Here is a 21,394-nt window from a genome sequence, read left to right on the forward strand (position 1 = left end):
AAGGATTTATAAAAATATCCAAAAATAGAATGATTTTGTCAAAAATGGTTAAATAATCTGCGATTGCTAAAGAAAATATTGTCATATACCAAACCAATTTGTATGATTAAGACGAATTCACAAAAATTTCATAGTTAAAGAGGAAAGCAGGGAATGCATTGATTCAATACGCGAACGCACTTCGATCACTGGCTATCATGGCCGTTGTTATGATTCATGTTATTGCTTCATTAATGGTAGTGGATATTTCAAAAACGTGGTGGCTAGGAAACCTTATCGATAGTTTTGCACGCTGGAGTGTTCCTGTCTTTGTTATGGTCAGCGGGGCACTGCTTCTTGGGAAAGAAGAACCTCTTTCTGTGTTCTTTAAAAAGAGAGCCTCCAAGATCATCATACCGTTTCTGTTCTGGACGCTATTTTATGAGCTGTTTAAAGTCAGAACACAGCTGGATTTGTTCTCTGTTGAAACCGCAATCAAGAACATCTATACAGGGAAAGCCTATTACCACTTGTGGTTTCTTTATATGATTGTTGGGATTTATTTCGCAACTCCGCTTTTTCGAGCCATTGCGCATAAAACAAATATATTAATCTATTTTGTAGCGATCTGGTTTTTCATGTGCTTCGAGAATGTAGTGTTCTACTTCACCTCCATGCACATCGGTTTCAAGATGGGAATGTTCTGGGGATTCGCAGGATATTTCCTATTGGGCTACTTGCTCGCTAAATATACGTTAAGTAAAAAGACGACAATGCTGATCTATGCCGGCGGAGTTGTTGGGATGCTGGTTACAATCTTTGGAACCTATTGGGCAACGTCTTCAAAAGGTGCCTTGGACATTTTTTGGCTAGATTATTTGTCGCCAAATACTGTGCTTGTTTCAGCCGCAGTTTTCGTTTTATTTAAACATTCGTTTAATATGAACGTGCCATTCTTGGGTTCATTTGCAGCAGCAAGCTTTGGGATCTATTTGATTCACCCGTTCTTTTTAACCTTTTATAAGTCTGGCATATTCCAAGATCTCTTTGGATTCGCATTGCATAGCAGAACCATCCACGTATTATTCGGGGTGCCAGTTACGTTTGTTGTTGTAACTTTATCTAGTTATCTAGCAGTAGTTATTCTTCAAAAGATTCCGTTTGTGAAGAATATCGTTCCGTAGAATATACTGGAATATTATTTTAAAAATTTAAATACTTAACATTTCCTCCTAAAGATAGTAAAATAAGCATGTGAAAAAGTTCCTGAGAAATATTATTATTTTTCTAAGAATGTAAAATTTAGGAGGAGGAAATGATTTTGAAGAAAAAACTAGCAAGCTCGTTTTTGGCTTTGTCTCTGTTGGCAACACCGTTCGCTGGTCAATCTGCAAGTGCGGCTGGATACAAAGATCCGTTTACATACTATGAGCCGGTAGATATTGAAGGGCACTGGGCTGAAAACGACCTATGGGATATGCTGTATGCAGATATCGTAAGAGGTACAATTGAAACTGTTGAGGAAGACGGAATTGAATTTGATCTATTATTCCTTAATCCAGACGACAAAATTACTCGTGGTGAGTTTGTTTCCTTTATCGTACGTGCTTTGGAATTAAAAGCGAATGGTAAAACTGTTCCTTTTACAGACATCAGCAAGCATTGGGGTAAAACACATATTCAAATCGCTTACCAAAATGGAGTAGTAAGCGGAACATCTGCTACAACATTTGAGCCAAACAAGAAGATAACACGTGCCGAAATGGCTTCGATGCTTGTTCGTGCTTTTAATAAAACAGTAGAGTTCGAGAATGGTACTCCGAAAGATTACAAGGATCTTCCTAAGAACCACTGGGCATACAATCATCTTCGCATGGTAAACGGATTAGGTATCATGAAAGGTGTTTCTGCTGATAAACTCGCACCAAACAACCAGGCAACTCGCGCCGAATCTATCGTTATGATTCTTCGTTCAATGAAAGAAGAAACGGCTAATTTGCCAACTAAAGCAATGCTTGAAACAGTAATTCTTGATAATGAAACTAAAGGTACCGAGTATATGAATAATCAAGATTATGATGCTCTAAAAGATTTGTTAGATGTAAGGCAAATGGGGTTTGGTCATTCAGCAAGTAATGCCTTTATTGAGTATATCTTGGAGCCAGAAGAGGTCACTTATCATGGCACACTAAAAGGTGAAATCGGAATTGATTATGACAATGCTCAAATCAATACACGTCTAGTAAAAATTGAGTTAGAAAATGCTGTTTATGACATGGTAAGAACAGATGAAGACGGTACAAGAAATTATGAAAAAGATGCTTCAGGTACAATCTATCTCCGTTTAGAGAACAATCGCTGGAAGATGTATACATCTGATGAAGTTGAGCGTAATTACGAAGAATGGTTCGGATACGAAGAATAAAATTAAAGTAACCCACCTAAATTTAGGTGGGTTTTTCTTTTTCTACAATAATTGTTAAATAAAAGATAGTCTTAAAGTTCCTAGCAAATTATGTAGAATATTGGTAGATTAAGAGAGGGTGTGGTGAATCTTAGTATTTTTTACAAATGGGGGTAGTATAGTGAAAAAATGGTTGGCTTTGTTATTATTGCCTTTTGTCATGTTGTTCAGCACATATTCAGCAAGTGCAGCTGATGACATTACAGGGCATTATTTTGAAGGGGATATGAGAAAACTCATCGATTTGGGTTATTTAAAAGGGGAAGTCATTGATGGCCAGACTTATTATAAGCCAGATCGTGATGTAACCCGTGCCGAGTTTGCGGCATTTTTAGTACGTGTTTTAGAAGCGCAAAATTTAGAAGTCATCAACCCGAAAAGTTTTTCTGATGTAAAAGAAGGAGCATGGTATTACAAAGTTGTTCAGCAAGCTGCTGAAATGAACATTGTTAATGGTACACCAGACGGCAAGTTCATGCCTAATGCACCGATTTCAAGAGAAGCTATGGCTTCCATGATGAATGGAGCTTTTGAATATAAAGGAATTAAACTTCCGGAAGCTGAATTAAAGTTCGTAGATGCTTCAGAAGTACAAAGCTGGGCAGCACTTTCTGTGAAAAGAATGGTTTATGCAAAAATTATTGCAGGATATGGAGACAACACATTCCGTCCATCTGAATATGCAACACGCGGAACTACGAGTGCATTTTTAGTACGTATGATGGAAACTCTGAAAAACCCGCCTAAACCGCCTGTTCCAAACTTTTATCTTGCAACTGTAACAAAGGATTCTACTACAAATGTTAAAGAGTATGAAACCTATGCTGAAGCAAAGGCAGCAGCTACTCAAAGTAATCATGTTGTTTTAAAAGACAACAAAGTGGTTTATATGAAGAGTGGAGTGGTTTCTCCAGCTCAAGTTCAGCCACTTGCATCTGTACTATATAAAACGAACGGTTTTGTAGATCACCACTTCAGCTTGGTTGCAGGAACAGAAACTGAATTTTTAGATGCTGGTGAAACGTGGGTAAAGGTAAAGTTCAATAACACAATCGGTTTCTTTAAAATGAACGAAGCAACACTTCATCCGACTGTTAAGGTAAAAGGTGCATCTTACTATAAGGCAGAAAACGGAAAACTGACTCATTATACGTATAACGTAAACACGGATACGTATGGGGCATTTTGGTTTGGAAGCAGCGGAAGCCTTCCAAATGGAAACTATACAAGTAAAGACGGACATGCGTTTACTGGAAACGGCAACACGTATAACATGTATCAGTACTTTAATGTTATGCCTCTTTATACGAAGACGAGCTACACAGCAGAACAGCTGAATGATTTTATTAAAAACAATAAACCTGAATCAGCAGCTGACAATACGATTCTCGAAAATTTAGGACAAGCATTCAAAAATGTAGAAGCTAAATATAACGTGAATGCGATGTATTTATTGTCTCATGCCATACATGAAAGTGGTTGGGGCACAAGCAGGCTTGCAATCGACAAAAAGAATCTATTCGGTATTCGTGCAGTCGATGGCTCCGCTTATGAGAGCGGCGATACATTTAAATCCTATGAAGCGTGTATTGAAGTACTTGTTAAAGAATACTTGCTTGATCCGACTTCCAGCTATTTTATTCAAGGATGGAAAGCAAACGGTGAGGTTGTCGGTGATAAAGAACTAGGTATGAATGTTCGATACGCATCTGATCCTTACTGGGGTCAAAAAATTGCAGGTTATATGTACAGAATTGACCGCTACTTAGGTGAGAAGGAACGTAACCAATATGGAATTTCTGTAACATTAACCGATGGTGTTAATGTAAGAAGCGATGCAACAGCTGAAGCTAGCAAGCTGTATTCGATTCCATTAGAAGGTACACCGGTACTTGTTTTAAACAAAGTTACATCTAAAACAAATGAAGGAACATGGCTGCAAATCACACCAAAGAACCTAAACGGTGCTAATCATGAAAAAACATTTGTTTACAGCCATGGTGGACCTTATGGAACTCTTATGAGAGATTTACCTTTAGCACAATAATATTTTAATAGCAGGCTATTGAACCTCGGTTCAATAGCTTTTCTTTTTTTGTCTAGGAAAATACTATAAATTTTATGGTAAAGATTTACTCTAGTCTGATAGAATAGTAGTGGGAAAGTGGAAAAATATTATTTTGGAGGGGAAGTTTTGAAGAGATTTTTATGTTGTTTAGTATTGCCATTTTTGCTTCTGTTCGGATTGGGAACACAGGGTGTGTCAGCAAGTGATGGTTTGGAAAATAAGTATTTTAAAATGTCGATGAGAGAGCTCATTGAACTAGGCTTATTGAAAGGTGCAAACAATGACGGCGTAATTGATTACGAACATGACAAAACAATTTCTAGAGCAGAATTCGCAACATTAATGGTCCGTGTACTAGGAAAAGAAAACATGCCAGTCACCAACCCAACTGACTTCACAGATGTTCCGAAAACTTATTGGGGATATACTGCTATTCAGCAAGCTGCCCAATTAGGAATAATTAACGGTACAGGGAACGGAAAGTTTTCTCCTGCTGCTAATATTACACGTGAGCAAATCGCATCAATTATGAATAGTGTTCTTGAGAAACAAGGGATTACACTTCCTGCGAAAGATTTGTCTACATATGATGACGCAGGTCATGTGAGTTCGTATGCAAAACTTTCTATGGAAAGAATTGTTGGAGCTGGTATCTTAGCTGGATCAAACAATAAATTAGCTCCTAAAGAGAATGCTACACGAGGAATGACTTCAGCATTTTTAGTTCGTATGCTGGATTACGCAAAGCCTGTTTATTATGTAGGAACGGTAACTGCTAATGAAACAAAACAGGGTGCACAGTATGGAAGTTACGCTGAAGCAAAAGCAGCAGCAACTGGAACAAACGAAGTCGTTTTAAAATACAAAAAGATTGTTTCTATTGAAGAAGGTCAAGTGACAAACAGCATTATTGCGCCGACAGTTAACCTTTGGAATGACAAAACTTTCAACTATATTATTATCGGTGTGGCATCAGGAACGCCTGTGGAATTCTTAGAGTCTGGTGAAAATTGGATCAAAGTAAAATTTGGCGAAAAGACGGGTTACGTAAAATTAAAAGAAGCTAAGCTCATCCCTTCTGTTCAAGTGAAAGGTGAGAGCTTTTATGAAGTAAAAGACGGTTTGTTAAGACATTATGTGTACAATGCACATACGCAAAAACACCAATCATATTTGTATGGCAGAAGTGATGCAGATATGCCTGATGGCAGGTATGTGAGCGATAATGGCAGTCTCTATAAGAAAGAATCAACTGGAACAACTTATGAAGCTCATCAGTATTTCAATAAGCTTCCTCTTTATACGAAAACATCCTATACAGCTGAGGATCTTAACAAATATATTAGAGAAAATAAACCTTCTACACTAGGTACTTCAGTTCTTGAGAACATGGGTGCAAAGTTTAAGGAAGTTGAAGCAGAGCACAACATCAATGCGATGTATATGCTTGCCCATGCGATACACGAAAGCCAATGGGGTACAAGTGAATTTGCAAAAAATAATTTTAATTTATTCGGGTTAGACGCTTACGACGGTTCTGGAGAAGCAGGTGCATTTGCTAACTATGATGAAGGTTTTAATGCGCTAGTTGATCGCCTGACTAACCCAGATAAAGGATATTTCACAAAATCCTTTAAGTACCAAGGCGCATTCCTTGGGAACAAAGATCTTGGAATGAATGTTTTCTATGCGGCAGATCCATACTGGGGTCAAAAGATTGCTGGTCACATGCACAGAATGGATGTAGCGTTAGGCGGCAAGGAACGCAATAGGTATGATATTGCGGTTACCTTAACTAAAGGTGCTACAACTAAAGTAAGAAGTACACCGATTGTTGATGATAATCTGTTGTATGAACTTACAGTAACAGGTTTACCTGTTTTAGTTCTGGATACGGTTGTCACTGAAAAAGAGGGAACATGGTATGAGATTGCACCCAAGAATTTAAATGGTGCTGATTATGAAAAAGCTTATGTGTATAGTCATGGAGCGTCCTACGGAACGAACATGAAGCTTTTGAATTTGGCTCAAGAGTAAAAGCAAGAAAAAAGCCTGACTTAAGGGAATGAGGTATGTTCCTGGAGGTTAGGCTTTTTAAATTGGCCTGTGCAGCCCGCCAAATAATAGTGTGGATTGTCGACTCGCGAGTATGTGGATGATTTTCGTGAGATTAGGGTAATTTCTCGTGAGAATAAGATTCAAACTCGTGAAATTAACACCAATTCTCGTGAGATTATCATTTTTGATGTCCCTCATTCATTCTCCTAGCACCATTTTCACTTCACAAACTGCATATCATTTACAGAAAACTTGGATAATCCCACCACCTCCCTCAAAAACTAAAGTGAAAGACGACCTATTATAAGGTGAAACATATAGTTTCATACATTTTTATGATATATTTATTAGTGTTTTACTTAAAATAGGTAAACTTTGCTAAATAACGCAAAGTTAATTAAGGAAAAAGTGGTGACTTTCATTGAAAAAAACAGTTCGAATTCTTGGAGTAGATTTCGTAAACTCAACATTATTTGAATTCCTAAATACATTAGGCGGACATTTGGAAAGAGAAGAAAAGACGTTCGTTGTAACAGCAAATCCAGAGATCGTAATGAAGGTTCGTGAAGATGCGAATTACAGATCAGTTGTTGAAAAAGCAAACTATGTAACGGCAGATGGTATTGGTGTAGTTAAAGCGGCCGGACTTCTTGGGAAGCCTCTTCCTGAACGTGTAACCGGTTTTGAAACGTTTATGGGACTTCTTCAGATTGCTAACGAAAAAGGATACAGCGTATATCTGCTCGGGGCGCAGGATGAAGTTCTTCAAAAAACCGTTGCTGAAATTATGAAGCAATTTCCGAATGTAAAAATTGCAGGTGCTCATCACGGTTTCTTTGACTGGAACGATGATCACATTCCAAATGAGATTCAGCGTACGAAACCTGATCTTATTTTTACTGCATTAGGTGTGCCGAGACAGGAGCTTTGGATCGGTCAGAACATGGATAAGTTCGATAAAGGCGTGTTCATGGGAATCGGTGGATCGTTTGATGTTCTTGCTGGAGCGGTTCAACGTGCACCTGAATTCTGGCAAAAAATGAATCTGGAATGGGCTTACCGTCTGATGAAGCAGCCATCTCGTTGGAAGCGCCAGCTTAGCTTGCCGCACTTCGCTTTAAAAGTAATCCAGCAAAAGGTGACGGGCAAGCATGAGTAAAAATACGTTCATCAGAGGAGCGTTAATTTTAACGATCGCGACCTTTTTATCTAAATTCTTAGGCTCTGTTTTCCGAATTCCATTACAAAATATCGCAGGAGATGATGTACTCGGGATCTTCAGTCTCGTTTACCCGGTTTACATGACCGCACTCATTCTGTCGGTTGCCGGAATCCCGATTGCGATTTCAAAATTGATTTCAGAAGCTCGTGCAAAAGGTGAGGATACAGAAATCCGAAACATTTTTAACACGGCAGGGATCTTAGCCGTCATTTTCGGTATTCTCTCTTTTAGCTTTTTGTATGGTTTTTCGTATCAAATCGCTGAAATTTTAGGCGGACAGGAAACAAGAAGTTCACTTATTGTTGTGTCCATCACACTTTTAATCGCGCCTTACATGGCAGTTTACCGTGGATTTTTTCAAGGTTACGAGGACATGAAGCCGACTGCTTATTCACAAGTGATTGAGCAGTTTATTCGTGTGGCACTCGTTATCGTTGCAGCTTATTATTTTGTATCGATTTCCGCAGACAACGAGACAATCGCAGCCGGTACGATGGCAGGTTCAGCTATCGCGGCACTCATTTCTTTAATTTTTTTAAGAATTCTTTTTCAAAAATCGAAACTTAAACCGGGCTCGAATCGTCCATATACAATAGAGGCGTTTAAAAAGTCGAGTAAACACATATTAAAGCTATCTCTGCCGATTTGTGTAGGTGCTTTAACGATGGCGTTGTTGAATGTTGTTGATTCATTGACTATTCCTTCAGCGCTTAAAATGGCAGGGAACACAGCGAAAGAAACCTTTTACTTAAACGGTATTTATGCACGCGGAACATCGCTTGTCCAGATTGCAACGGTCTTTTCCACATCAATTGTTTTACCGTTAATCCCATTAATTACGGGGAAAATAGCCAAAAACGAGATGGATCAAGCGAATAGAGTAATTAAACGATCGTTTAACTTAACGCATTTATTCTCATGGCCTGCAGCGGTAGGTATTGCTGCTTTAACACTTCCTTTGAACATCGCCCTTTTTACAAACGATGAAGGAAGTTTGGTCGTTGCAATCGTGAGCTTTAGTTCAGTGTTCACATCACTAGCTGTCTTAGGTACAGGAATTTTGCAAGGAATCAACCGTCCGACAGCAGCGGCAATCATTATCGTGGCAGCTGCAATTGGAAAGGTACTATTAAACTTTATGCTGATCTCTCAATACGGACTGATAGGTGCAGCCCTTGCTACTTTAATCATTTACATCGTCATTACGGTAGCAAACGCGCTCGTTATTAAACAAACGTTTAAACTGCCGTTCGTAAATCGTTCCATCTTAACCTATACAATCGGAAGTTTGATTATGGGAGCTGTGATAGGGTATCCAACATTATTGCTTGACCTATCCGGACGCCTTGCAAATTTATTGTATGCAGGTGTTGCGATAATAATCGGCGGTGCGCTATTTGCGGTTTTCATTTTGCTGACAAAGGGAATGACAGTAGAAGAATTACAATCTTTACCGGTTATCGGAAAGAAATTGGGTCGATTTGGCAGGGTTTCTAAAAATAATGCTTAAGTAATTAGCTGAAACTAACTATAGCAGAAAAACGCTTTCATTTTTTTAATAATTTGTTAACGATTTTTTCACACAAAATCGAAATTATCTATGCTATAATTTTCTCTGTGTATAAATTCAAAGTTGATTTTTGTCGAAATCAAACACAAAAATAAATTGCGTTTTACAAACAATAATCATCACGCCAATTGGGGAGTGTAACTATGACTTACTGGGCATTGTTAATATGTTTTATTGCGTCGGTTCTTTTGACACCGGTCGTGAAAAGGTTCGCCTTTTTCGTTGGTGCAACGGATAAGCCCAACCAGAGAAAAGTTCATCAAAGAATTATGCCGCGCTTAGGCGGATTAGCGATCTTTATCAGCTTCGTGCTCGGCGTACTTATCGTACAGCCGGCGAGCCAATATACGGTTCCAATCGTACTTGGTGCCATCGTTATTATCATCACTGGTGTTTTTGATGATATTTACGAACTTTCACCTAAAGTGAAAATGCTGGGGCAAGTAATCGCAGCTGGTATCGTTATCTATGGTGGAGTTGAAGTTCATTTCATCAACTTGCCGTTCGATTACCGTTTAAGTCTTGGATTCCTTGGTGTTCCTTTAACGCTTTTATGGATTATCGGAATTACGAATGCCATCAACTTGATTGACGGTCTTGACGGACTTGCGGCAGGTGTATCTTCAACGGTATTGATCACCATCTCAGGTATGGCGATTTACAACGGCAACGTTTTAGTTGCTGCACTTGGTATCATCTTGCTAGGAAGTACTTTAGGATTCTTGGTTTACAACTGGCATCCAGCGAAGATTTTCATGGGAGACACTGGAGCGCTATTCTTAGGATACATGATCGCTGTTCTTTCTCTTCTAGGGTTTAAGAACATCACATTATTCTCACTCGTTGTACCGATTATCATTCTTGGTGTACCGATCTCTGATACATTGTTTGCGATCATCCGCAGATTCTTGAACAAGAAACCATTATCTGCACCAGATAAATCGCATTTGCATCATTGCTTATTAAACAGCGGTATGTCTCACCGCCAGACGGTACTTGTGATTTACGCGATGAGTGCACTGTTCGGACTCGCAGCGATTCTTTTCAACTTAACAACACTTTGGGGATCACTCTTAATCCTTTCCGTGTTGCTTCTGATCACTCAGTTTATCGCTGAACGAATCGGATTAGTTGGAAAAGACCACGCTCCTGTAAATAAATTTTTAAGAAAGATTTTTTACGGACTTAAAACGAATCCGAGAGTCGGAAAATAAAAATGAAGAAGGACATCAGTTAGCTGGTGTCCTTTATTTTATGGGTATCTCTTGCCGCTCTTTATAAGAATGCCGATATTAAGGTAAAATAAAAGCACCAAGACCTGAACCGAGAAAGGAATGTTCTTTGTTGAAAAAAGTATTATTCGGCCTATTGATTGTATCCTTGCTGCTCACCAGCCCCATGATCTACGAACGCATAAAAACCGAGTCGGCAAACAATACATATGAAGTGATGGTTCCGTATACGGACCTGGAAATTTTGAAAAGTGAGGATGTTTCTACGGAAGAGATTTATAAAGGTTTAAAAGACGCCAAAGTGCATTCTATCACTCTTGAGCCTGAAAATATTAGTTCACTTGAAACTCAGGGTGTAGTTGCGGTTCTAAGTAAAAGTGATATTCAGAATTACTTTGCTTTGACGAACAATCTAAATACAAGCAAGCTTCCTGCAAATGAAGGGATTTTTGTCAGTTATCTTAAAGAAGGGCATAAATCAGAAGAATACTTGCAGCGTGCATTTAAAGATAAAATAACAGCCATAACTGCTAATGGGCAGAAATTTTATTTTATTGAAGGAAAAACAGATGACGATCCAAAAATTGAGGATAAATCATTAGGCTATTTTAATACAGATACTTACGAAGAGATTGTGTCCAACGGTTTTCAGGTGGTTCCTCGTATAAAAAATGACTTTTCATCATCTGATGAAAAAGATGGTCATTCCAGCAACGACACTATGGTTAAACAATTATTAAAGTTCCCAAAAAACGAAGTAGATAAAGTCCTGTTCATTGGAAAAGAAGTTGTTGGTTATGATGGTAAGGGTAAAGAAAAATTAGTTAAATATGCAAATCAATTAAAAGCTAATGACTATGATGTAGTTGTTATTGAGGGAACAGAGCAAAAGGGGATGCAAACTTTTGCAAAAGAAATGAAATATGATGTTGAAAGACTTTACTCTGAAAACAGAACCAGTGAAAATGCTGCTTCTGAACGATTATCACGAGCAGTAAAAGAACGTAACATTCGAACACTTTTAGTGAAAGTTGAGAAGTTAGACGACAAAACAGCAAAAGCAGAATTTAAACAAATGATTAACGAAATTCAGGACTTTCATGCAGAAGTACCTGGATACTTTAAAACAGGTGAAGCTCAACCGTTTAAAGACATGAAGGACTATAAGCTTTTACAGCTATTTGCTTTCTTGGGTGGGTCAGTTTATCTTGCTTTAGCTGCTGCAACTGTTCATAAAAAACTAACTATGCTTGCTTTGATCGGTGGATTGGTTCTATCAGCAGGTTATTTATTGCTTGGAATTGGTATGCTGTTAAAAGGGTTTGCTTTATTAGTAGCTGTTGCCGGTCCAATCTGGGCAGTACTTAGAGTTCGACATGCTGATAACATTAATAAAATTGTTCTTAATTATGTTATGGCTGCTTTAATTGTTTTCGCCGGCGCTTGGTTTGTAGTGAGTCTTCTTTATGGAGATCCATATTTATATAAATTAGAGGAATTCCGAGGGATTAAAGTGTTACTTGCTTTACCAATTTTAGTAACAGCTATCGTTCTTGGTCTTCAGATTAACCATGCTTCATCTTTAAAGAGGTTTATCAGTTATATTAATAGTCCTGTTCGTTATTGGCATGTCTTAGTACTGGGAGTAGTAGCAGTTATCGGTGGCTACTACTTAAGCCGTTCAGGAAACGCAGGAACAGCGAGTGCACTTGAATTAACATTAAGAAGCAAGCTTGAAGAGCTTATGTTCGTTCGTCCTCGTACGAAAGAGTTCTTAATCGGATTCCCATTCTTTGTGTTTGGACTTTACTTGTTCCGCAGATATGCAGGGATTGCGAGTGCGTTTTTGGTTGTTGGTGCGATCGGGTTTGCATCCATGTTGAATACATTTACACATCTGCACATTCCTTTACTATTGTCCGTTCTGCGCTCCGTGTACGCACTTGTCATCGGACTCGTAATCGGACTTGTAATGATCGCAATTTATAAAGCAATAAAAGATAAGTTGTACCCGTACGTACGTGAAAGGTGGATACAATGAAAGTAATTTTATCAGGTTATTATGGATTTAATAATATCGGGGATGAGGCGATTTTACTGTCCATCATCTCAGCTTTAAAAGAACAAAAGCCGGATATCGAGATCGTGGTTCTTTCCAACGATCCGGAATTTACAAAAAGAACGTATGGCGTTGATGCCATAAACCGCTGGCAGATGAAAGATGTTTTTGCTGTGCTGAAAACGTCTGATGGATTGATTTCTGGCGGAGGAAGTTTGCTTCAAGATAAGACAGGCATGAAGAGCATCCCGTATTATACAGGCATCATGATGCTGGCTCGTATGGCAGGTAAACCATTCTTTATCTATTCGCAAGGAATGGGGCCGATCGATAAATCAGTTAGCCAGTTCTTAACGAGAATGATGCTTAAGAAAGCAGGGAAGATTACTCTTCGCGATACAGGGTCGATTCAACTTTTGAAGGATATCGGTCTTCGTAATGAGATGGAGCTCGTACCGGATCCAGTGCTCGGTTTCCACTTGAGTGAAGCAAAATCAGATTGGTATATGCAGCAAGGATTTACAAAGCCGGTGTTGACGGTTTCTGTTCGTGAGTGGCCGACAACGAACGATTTTAAAAAGAAGATCGCTGAAGCACTGGATGATTTTATTCGCAGAGGGAACGTGGTTGTGTTTATCCCGATGCATGATAAGCATGATGATGATACTTCCCGTGAGATTTCAGCAATGATGAGTGAAAAAGCGTTTGTAGCACCTTTTGATGCTTCAATTGAGGAGAAGGTATCAATCATTGGCTTGTCTGACATGCTATTATCGATGAGACTTCATGCTTTGATCTTTGCAGGAATCATGAACACTCCGTTCCTTGCATTGTCTTATGACCCGAAAATTGATGCATTCTCAGAGCAAGCAAATCAGCCAGTGTTTGCCCATGTTGATGGTGAGTGGACGAGCGATGAGTTAGCTTCGGCGTTGAGTCGCCATTTAGAGGTGCTGCCGCAAGAAAAAGAGAAGTTGGCTGCAGCAGTGGGTCCATTGACTGCGAAAGCGAAAGATACAGCGAAACAAGCGATTGAGCTGTTTTCGAGGTAGTTTAAACCCTGTTAGGATGCTTTAAGGCGTTCTGGCAGGGTTGTTTATTTGTCATAGAATGTCGACTCGCGAGTATAATGTTATTTTCGTGAGATTAATCAAAAACTCGTGAAATTAAATTGCGTTTTCGAGAGATTAAACCTAATTCTCGTGAGATTACATTAAAAAAGCTCTGCAAAGAATTCTTTGCAGAGCTTTTTATACCTTTAATGTGTACATCTACACATCGGTTCTCTCTATTTTTCTGGCAACGACTTTAAATACTGATCAGATAAGCCCAATAGCTTCAAAATCCGGTCATAATCTTGCTTGTATGGAGCATGAGGTACCTTAGTTGCGGTCTCGAGTGTCAATGCCTCACCATCATCAAACGACTTTTCCGGCTGAAACACAATATGATCATTAAAGAACGAACCAGCAGGCATATAATAGCGCATACCAATTAAGTTTTCTTTATGATTCAACAAATCCTGACCAAAATGAACATAATCATTCAATGACACTCCTAACAAGTTAGCCAGTGTGGGCATCATATCAAGCTGACCAGCGAGCTGATCGGAAGTCATTCCGCCATCAGTTACACCGGGTGCTGTAATTACAAACGGTACATTGAAGCGGTCGATCTTTGTATACTCATGTCCTAAGAATTCTTTCAAAATCTCAGGGTCTTTTTCCTTAAACATTGTGTGGTGCATCCCCATGTGGTCCCCGTAAAACGCTAGGACCGTGTTTTCCCACATTCCATCAGCTTTTAACTGATCGATAAATTTTCCTAACACCATATCGTTGTAGCTGATCGCTCGAATATACTTTCCAACAATTGAACTCTTATACTTTGCTGGAAGCTCAAACACTTCTTTATCAGCAGGAATCTCATAAGGATGATGGCTTGTCATTGAGATAAAATGGGCATAAAATGGTTTGTTTTTAGCATGTAAGTCCTTTAATAGCGGCATTCCTTTATTAAACATCACTTCATCAGAGGGGCCAAGTCCAATGAGGTCCTCCTTACCGAAAAACTCTAAAGCATAGTACTTATCAAAACCCAAAGAAGGATAAAGCTCTACACGATTCCAAAAATCAACCTTATCGGCATGAAGCGTAAAGGTTTCATAGCCTTCTTCATTAAGAAGCTTCGGCATACTCGGAAAAGCCTTTGTCTCAAAAAACGTTGATGTCGCAACCATTCCAGCAGGGTAGAGTGAAGTGTTTGCGATAAATTCGGCATCAGACGTATTCCCGGCACCAGTCTGCTGATAAAGGTTGTTAAAATAAAAGCTGTTTTGAATCAGCATGTTCATGTTTGGAGTTACTTCTCTGCCATCGATCTTCAAGCCGATAGGGAAATCTTGCATCGATTCGAACTGAATTAAAATCAGATTGCGGCCTTTTGCAGCCCCAAAGTATTTTCGTTGTGAATCAGGAATTTCTTTTATCCCTTTAATTTCATTGATTTTATCTTGAATCGTTTCTTCACTCTTTAGCTCTTTGTCTGTTAGAGCCGCAGCTTGAGGGAGTCCGCCGTTTGGTCCGTAATAAGCCTGCAGCGCTTCAAAATTAAAGATTCCTTTCGTTTCTGCAGCTAGTGCAGAGTTCGTGATGATCTCATCTTTATGAAGAAATAAATTGGCTAAACAAACCGCAAAAGAAAGCGCTAAAATGGGAGCCACTAGCTTTGTTTTAGAAAGTTTGAATTTAGAGTATAAGGGAAGTTTTCTAGTTAAGAGAACTCCTATCATTACAAGAAAGTCGGCATATAAAAGGAAATATTCCGGCTGAATCAGCTGCGTAACACTATCTTTCACAGCACCAACTTGTCCAGCTTGCATTAGAGCATAATAGGTTGGAATGTTGCCGAAGTAAGAGTGGTAAACAGCAATTCCAAAAAATAGAGTGGATAGCAGCAAATTTAACATCAAATAAAGCGGAAATTTCAGCCTGTTTTTTGCTATGTATTCGATAAGACAAGCAAAAAGAAGGATATAGCTTAGTTCAAGCGAAATGGTATCTAACAAATTAATATCCTGAAATAATATATATCGTGTAAATAAGGCTTTTAATGCCATTGAAAATACAAATGTAAAGAAAAGAGTTCCAAAAAATCGTCGCAAGTCGACACCCCCGAATTAAAAGCTTGTTTAATAAATTATACCCAGTCCGCTTTTCTTTTGTAAAGAAACTGTATATTTCTTGTAAAGTCTAATTCGCCAAAAATCGACAAAACTAGAAGTATACTAGGTAAAAATTGTCTGATATACTAATTTTATGTTAAATTTTCGTTACGAAGGATGTTGTGGGGATGAGAAATAAAGGTTGGTTGAGATGGGCAGTATCAGGAGGATTGCTTGTCGTTCTGGTAATGGCATTTATTTTTATAAAAAAGATTTATCCATATCCTACTACGGTTGCAAAGATGGATGTTCAGCCGTATGAGGCGCCTGATTTAAAAGACCAATATGATGTAATCGTGGTTGGAGGAGAACCTGAGGGAGTTGCAGCAGCGGTTTCAGCTGCAAAGAACGGTTCAAAAACTCTGCTTATTGAACAACGTGATGGATTAGGCGGTTTATTTACATATGGAGCATTAAACTTTCTAGATGTGAGTTATGATAAAAATGGTAAATGGGCAAATCAAGGTGTTTTCCTTGAATGGTTCAAGCTTACTGGAAGCCGGATCGGATTTGACTTAGAAGATGCTGAAACTGCGTTCATGCAGCTTGTACAAGAAGAGGAAAATCTGACGCTATCTTTAAACACAAAAATGAATGATGTTGTGAAGGACGGCAATGCTTTAACAGGTATTGTGCTGACTGATGAGAGTGGAGAACAACATACCATTTCTGCTAAACGCTTTATCGACGCGACACAAGACGCAGACTTAGCAACGGCCGCTGACGCACCATTCTTTAAAGGTGGAGCAGATATTGGCTTAGAAGATCGTAAAATGGCTGTGACGCTTATGTTGCACTTTAGCAATGTGGACTGGGATAAAGTTCAAAAAGCAGCTAAAGACGGTGTGTTTGGCGGCGGGGAAGTTACGAGTAATGTAGCTTGGGGCTTTTCTGATTTGCATTATGACTACAATCCAGTGAACCCGCAAACAAGACTCCGCGGATTGAATGTCGTTCGCCAAGATGATGGTTCGATTTACATTAATGCGCTTCAGGTTTTCGGTATTAATGGTCTGGATGAATCCGACAAACAAAAAGCTATTCAAATTGCCAAAGAAGAAACGAAACATATATTAGCTTACTTGCAAAAAGAATTCCCTGGCTTTGAAAAAGCTGAGATCGAAAGCTTTCCGCCAGAGTTATATGTGCGCGAGACACGTCATGTGAAGACTGAATATCAGCTCCCAATGACAGATATTTGGGAGAACAAAGATCACTGGGATTCCATTGGGTTTGGAGCATATCCGGTCGATGTTCAGGCTACATCGCCTGGAGATTATGGCTATGTTATTTCAAAACCAGAGCAGTATGCGATTCCTTTCCGTTCACTGATTCCATTACAAGTGGATAACTTGTTGATCGCGAGCAAGGCTGCAGGTTATAGTTCGATCGCGGCAGGAAGTGCACGTGTAGTTCCAACTGGGATGACACTTGGTGAGGCAGCTGGTGCAGCATCAGCGATTTCGATTAAAAATGAAACGACTTTCCGTGAGATGTCTGAGAATAAAGAGTTAATTAAAAAGCTTCAGGAAACTTTGAAAGAACAAGGCGCGAACCTGTACGCTTTTGATATCAAGTTTCCTTATGAAGGAGAATGGTTCTACGAGAACACGAAGCCTCTCATCGATTATGGCTTAGTGGTTGGTGGTTATACGAATGAGTTTCCGGTAAATAAACCAATCAGTGAAGTTTCATTCAGCAACTTGTTGACGAACGGAATCAATCGTATGGTGCCAGATCAGGCGAGCCAATACAAGATGCAAGAAATGAAAAACCTCATTGATGAAGGAAAAGATATCTTAACTGGTCAGCAAGCTGCTCAAATGCTGTTAGTGTTAAATGGTGTTTCAGTATCTGAAGAAGAAGCTTGGAAAACAGCCGTTGAAAAAGGATACATTGACGAGACATTGCAACAACGTATTAAACCAGATAGCGAGTTAAAGGGCAGTGAGGGTTATTACCTTGCAGGTCATGTGCTAAAACAATTAAATAAATAAAGCTGGAGCTGATACTCATGTATCAGCTTCTTTATGTGTTATTGAGATATGACTTTGTCGACTCGTGAGTATTTTGAATTATTCGTGAAATTACTAACAAAATTCGGGAGATTATCGTTCGCTTTCGTGAGATTAACTTTGATTTTCGTGAGATTAACTGAGTTGAGCTCTCCAAAGCAACCTTCAACATAAAAAAGAAGTTGACTCGGCCACGAGTCAACTCCAAATTATGATTAAGACGCTTGGTAAGCTTCTTTTTTAGTAGATGGTACATAAGGATTCTTTGGTTTTGGTCCGAATAGTACCCAAGATTCCTTGAACTTCATGATGTTTCCTACAATAATCCATGAACCGATCAGTGCAAATAAGAACATTACTGCTACCGAAACGTGGTACAGAATCGGATCTGATGTTACAAGCACTTTACGTGCGATTAACAGCAAGATCGGGTGGATCAAGTAAACACCGAATGATACAACACCTAAGTGAATCATCACGTTCAATACTTTTTCATGAAGGTTACGGTATAACCAGTACGCAATCTGCATCAGGACTAAAGCAGACGTAAAGGTATGAATGTTCCATAATAATTCATAAATCTTAGAGTCAATCATCGCTCCATTTACACGAGTCACATACCATACACCAACGTGACCGGCAGAAGTACCAATCCAAATCGCCCAAAGCGGAATCCAAACAAGAGCTTTCTTAGAGAAAAGCTTCTCTTTTGTCACGATGAGATAATCATGAATCTGCTGATAGTGAATCCCCATAAATGCCCCAAGGAAGTAGTAAGACATATAAGAGAACGAAATACTTCCCTTTAATGAATACTGCCAATAATAGTGGTTCAGCAATACGAAAGCCCATTGAAGGACAAATCCGATCCAGATCGTGTGCTTCGTCACCTTAGGGAACTTCTTCAAGAACATCAAGATAAACGGGAACAAGATATATAGCTGGATTGAAATAAACACAAAGTATAAGTGCGTGTATGCTTTACCTGTTAAAAAGTCCATAATAAACGCTTTGAACATCTCACCAGTACTTGCGTATCCTTGCACAGTTGCAGTCATCGCAAAGTATAAGAAAGAAAAGATAAAGTAAGGAATGATGATGTAAAGCATTCTTTTTTTATAGAAGCTTGTTATGCGTTCTTTTGTTAACGGTTTGTGATAGTAATTAAAGAAAAGCACAAAACTAGATAAGAAAATAAATGTCGGAGTACCGAATTTAAAGAAGATGTTTAAAAAGTTATACACTCCATATAGTGATGAATCTGGGTTGAAAGCTGCTACAACACCAGAAGTGGAGTGGACCATAATTACTCCGATAATGGCCAATGCACGAACCAAGTAAATTTCACGAATTTGTTGAGGTCGCTGTAATGTATTGTTTTTCATGTCTTTCACCTCGTTTTAATTACATAGGTAATTCATTTCCGAAAATAAAAATTTCATAATAACAACGTTCGTAAGTGTAACATGTTTTGTTGGGATACTTAAACCATCACTTATTTCCAGTTATTTTACAATTCGGTAACCTCTCTAAAAGCATACAAAAAAAGCTTCCCTAAAGATAGGGAAGCTAAACTAAGATTTTGTAAAGATATTATTAAGGTGTTTCTGTATCTTCAGAGCCGTTTTCCTTTGACTCATCTGTTGAACTCTCTGTACTTGGGTTGTACTCGTAACCAGGCAGTTCTAAGTGTGACTTAAGTTTTTCAGATACGTCTTCAACTGAAGCTTCATCAAGCGCATAGTAATAAGCGCCGGTGCTTGTATCGTCGAAACCTTCAAGCTTCAAGTTCTCAATGGTATCAATTGATTTTGAATATTTGAATAGAGCCAAAATATTGCCAAACGTAAAGTTTGTTGCCATGTTGTCGCCAACCGTATCAATAACCGTTCCGTATTTCGGAATAGATTCCATTGAAGCTGACTTTTTAATAATAGCTTCAACTAACTGCTTCTGACGATCGCCACGATAAATATCAGAGTCAAGCTTACGTGTACGAGCATAAGCAAGTGCTTCTTCTGGTCCTAGCGTTTGAAGACCAGGTTCAAGGTGAATTGCTTTTGCTTCATCTTTACTATTCTGTTCGGTTATTTCTTTTTCAACGTTAATCTCAACTCCGCCAAGAGCATCAATAATCTCAAGGAAAGCGTCGAAATTTAATTTTACATAATAGTCAACAGGAACATCGAAAAGATTCTCAACCGTTTCAACCGTAAGATCCATACCGCCATACGAATGAGCATGAGCGATTCGATCTGTGTTGCGGCGTCCCGGAATCTCAACTTTTGAGTCACGAGGCAAACTAACCATCTTAACGGATTTATCTTCTCTGTTAAACGTAGCAAGGATTAATGCATCCGATCTAACCCCTTTATAATCACCATTCGCACTAAAACCACGAGTAGAACTGTCATCGACCCCGGCTAAAAGCACAGAGAAATGATCTTCTGAAGGGTCAACTGCCTGTTCACGTTTCTCTGATTTCCCGCCGCGACCTAATTCTTCGTTCGCATTAGAAGTTGCATTTGCTAATTTATATGTTAAATAAGAGCCGTAACCTACAGATGCCAGTACAATAACCAGCAATGGAACAAAGATAAAAAGTATACGACGTCGTTTTTTTCTCCTTTGGCGCATAACTTTTCTATTCATAATGGAAAACTCCTTTATCATTCAAAGAAATAAGGGCCTATACCCATAGTATAAATCTTTCGTACCAAATATATATAATGTTGGTGTCAACTTAACCGTAATTTTTTGGCAATAGTTTAATGTTAAGAGACGATAAGGAAAATAGCAACAAAATTATTGTTACATTTTGTTGAATATAGGTAAATAGGACTATATATTTTTCTCGAGAAATTCCTGTTCACCAAATTGAATATCACTCTGAGCATTCGTAAGATCTGTAATCCAGTCTTTAAATGAGTCGGCTTCTTTTATCGGTACATACATTTGAATTTCTACTTTCTCTAAGTAGTTCATTTCTTTTATGGGATAGACCGAGTTGCGAAGTTCGTTTTCCATTTTTCCTAGAAGTGTGTAGTCGACTGTTATGTGGATGATCTGATGTAGCTGGCGCTGAACAATACCAATGTGGTTCAGGCCTTCTGAAACGGATTTTCCATAAGCACGGATTAACCCGCCGGCACCTAGCTTTATTCCGCCGAAGTAGCGGGTAACGACAGCAACTGTGTCCTTCAATTCCCTTTTTTTGAGAACTTCTAACATCGGAACACCCGCGGTACCGCTTGGTTCACCGTCGTCATTTGCTTTTTGAATATTGTCTGTTTCACCGATTAAATAAGCTGAACAGTTGTGTGTTGCACTGTTGTGCTCTTTTTTTATGGATTGGATAAAACTGATTGCTTCTTCTTCCGTCGTTGCCCGTGAGATATGCGCAATAAAGCGGGATTTATCAATTACGATTTCATGCTGACCAGTTTTTTTGACAGTAAGATAGTCGGATAACATATATAGAAAAGCTCCCTTGAGTTGTTGTAA

The 21,394-nt window shown here is 38.8% G+C and carries 14 protein-coding genes; 10 read left to right on the forward strand and 4 right to left on the reverse strand.

The features are described from left to right. Positions 1-158 precede the first annotated feature (158 nt). From ACFW35_RS02730 to csaB, 9 genes are all read left to right on the forward strand, one after another. Positions 159-1,163 (forward strand): acyltransferase, encoded by a 1,005-nt coding sequence (locus ACFW35_RS02730; protein ID WP_379843624.1) that lies wholly within the window; start codon positions 159-161, stop codon positions 1,161-1,163. 137 nt (positions 1,164-1,300) lie between these two features. Beyond that, the gene (locus ACFW35_RS02735; protein ID WP_379843626.1) at positions 1,301-2,404 is read left to right on the forward strand and encodes an S-layer homology domain-containing protein; all 1,104 of its coding nucleotides are present in this window, start codon (positions 1,301-1,303) and stop codon (positions 2,402-2,404) included. A 160-nt stretch (positions 2,405-2,564) separates the two neighbouring features. Then, entirely contained in the window at positions 2,565-4,490 is a 1,926-nt protein-coding gene (locus ACFW35_RS02740) for an S-layer homology domain-containing protein (RefSeq protein WP_379843627.1), read from the forward strand. A 147-nt stretch (positions 4,491-4,637) separates the two neighbouring features. Then, positions 4,638-6,548, forward strand: a complete 1,911-nt coding sequence (locus ACFW35_RS02745) for an S-layer homology domain-containing protein (RefSeq protein WP_379843629.1) — start codon at positions 4,638-4,640, stop codon at positions 6,546-6,548. Between the two features lie 442 nt (positions 6,549-6,990). Next, positions 6,991-7,728, forward strand: a complete 738-nt coding sequence (locus ACFW35_RS02750) for a WecB/TagA/CpsF family glycosyltransferase (RefSeq protein WP_379843630.1) — start codon at positions 6,991-6,993, stop codon at positions 7,726-7,728. Continuing rightward, positions 7,721-9,301, forward strand: coding sequence for a putative polysaccharide biosynthesis protein (locus ACFW35_RS02755; RefSeq protein ID WP_379843632.1), 1,581 nt, complete (start codon positions 7,721-7,723; stop codon positions 9,299-9,301). The genes ACFW35_RS02750 and ACFW35_RS02755 overlap by 8 nt, the downstream gene beginning before the upstream one ends. A gap of 203 nt (positions 9,302-9,504) precedes the next feature. Continuing rightward, positions 9,505-10,575 (forward strand): glycosyltransferase family 4 protein, encoded by a 1,071-nt coding sequence (locus ACFW35_RS02760; RefSeq protein WP_379843633.1) that lies wholly within the window; start codon positions 9,505-9,507, stop codon positions 10,573-10,575. 130 nt (positions 10,576-10,705) lie between these two features. After that, positions 10,706-12,634 (forward strand): DUF5693 family protein, encoded by a 1,929-nt coding sequence (locus ACFW35_RS02765; RefSeq protein ID WP_379843634.1) that lies wholly within the window; start codon positions 10,706-10,708, stop codon positions 12,632-12,634. Next, positions 12,631-13,704: a polysaccharide pyruvyl transferase CsaB gene (gene csaB, locus ACFW35_RS02770; RefSeq protein ID WP_379843636.1), complete on the forward strand. Its 1,074-nt coding sequence runs from the start codon at positions 12,631-12,633 to the stop codon at positions 13,702-13,704. Before ACFW35_RS02765 ends, csaB begins: the two co-directional genes overlap by 4 nt. 236 nt (positions 13,705-13,940) lie before the next feature. Here the strand turns inward: csaB and ACFW35_RS02775 are convergent, their stop codons facing one another. Further along, complete coding sequence (locus tag ACFW35_RS02775; protein WP_379843637.1) at positions 13,941-15,815, reverse strand: LTA synthase family protein; 1,875 nt, start codon at positions 15,813-15,815, stop codon at positions 13,941-13,943. A 188-nt stretch (positions 15,816-16,003) separates the two neighbouring features. On the opposite strand from ACFW35_RS02775, the gene ACFW35_RS02780 reads away from it, so the two are divergent. Continuing rightward, on the forward strand, positions 16,004-17,872 hold the full coding sequence (locus tag ACFW35_RS02780) for an FAD-dependent oxidoreductase (protein WP_379843639.1): 1,869 nt from the start codon (positions 16,004-16,006) through the stop codon (positions 17,870-17,872). Positions 17,873-18,105: 233 nt separating this feature from the next. Here the strand turns inward: ACFW35_RS02780 and ACFW35_RS02785 are convergent, their stop codons facing one another. From ACFW35_RS02785 to ACFW35_RS02795, 3 genes are all read right to left on the reverse strand, one after another. Continuing rightward, on the reverse strand, positions 18,106-19,275 hold the full coding sequence (locus ACFW35_RS02785) for an acyltransferase (RefSeq protein ID WP_379843640.1): 1,170 nt from the start codon (positions 19,273-19,275) through the stop codon (positions 18,106-18,108). Positions 19,276-19,486: 211 nt separating this feature from the next. Continuing rightward, positions 19,487-20,542, reverse strand: a complete 1,056-nt coding sequence (locus tag ACFW35_RS02790) for an LCP family protein (protein WP_379843642.1) — start codon at positions 20,540-20,542, stop codon at positions 19,487-19,489. A 189-nt stretch (positions 20,543-20,731) separates the two neighbouring features. Next, complete coding sequence (locus ACFW35_RS02795; protein WP_379843643.1) at positions 20,732-21,364, reverse strand: YigZ family protein; 633 nt, start codon at positions 21,362-21,364, stop codon at positions 20,732-20,734. Between the last annotated feature and the right edge of the window lie 30 nt (positions 21,365-21,394).

It is taken from the genome of Fictibacillus sp. NPDC058756, assembly GCF_042746035.1.
Taxonomy (GTDB): Bacteria; Bacillota; Bacilli; order Bacillales; family Fictibacillaceae; genus Fictibacillus.